This is a genomic window from Mesorhizobium sp. WSM4817 (assembly GCF_055811135.1).
Map to the genome: position 1 here is coordinate 1 of NZ_JBVVQQ010000114.1, position 682 is coordinate 682.

General features: G+C 62.0%; 1 protein-coding gene. It reads right to left on the reverse strand.

Annotation, left to right across the window (positions count from 1 at the left end):
• Positions 1–682: ABC transporter transmembrane domain-containing protein (locus tag AC0L2K_RS34955; RefSeq protein WP_473533655.1), on the reverse strand; the 682-nt coding region annotated here is incomplete at both ends.

Here is a 682-nt window from a genome sequence, read left to right on the forward strand (position 1 = left end):
CCCGAAGCCATGGCGCGCTGCATCACGCTGTACTGCATGGTGAGCGAGCGGATCGGGTCGAAGAAGCGCTGGATGTAGAACAGGAACGCCACCATGACGCCGACGTCGAGACTGTGCGACAGCACCATCGAGCCGCCCACGACGATGACTGTCGCCATGGCGAACCCGGTCAGCGTGTCGACGATCGGCACCATCACCTGCGCATACCTGGCCGATCTCAGATGGGCATTGAGATTGGCCAGCACCTTCTCGTCATAAAGATCGAAATCGACATGCTGGCGTTCCAGGCTCTGTACCGTGCGCACGCCATGGATGCCTTCGGCCAGCGCACCGTTGGCGATCGAGTTGGTTTCATGCGCCGCCATGAAGGCGACCTTGGCGCGCGGCAGCCAGAACAGGCGCACGATGAACAGCACCGGCATGGTCGACAGCGTCAGCAGTCCGAGCCGGAAATCGAGCCAGAGCAGGACGCTGACGATGCCGAACAACAGCACGATGTCGCCCACCGACATCACCGACGTTTCAAGGAATTCCTGCATCGAATTCACATCGCCCTGCAGGCGCGACATCAGCCGGCCGACCTCGGTCTTGTCCATGAAGCTCAACGAGACCCGCTGCAGGTGGCTGAACATGGCGCGGCGCAGGTCGGAGAGCACGTTTTCGGCCACCTTGCCGACGACGC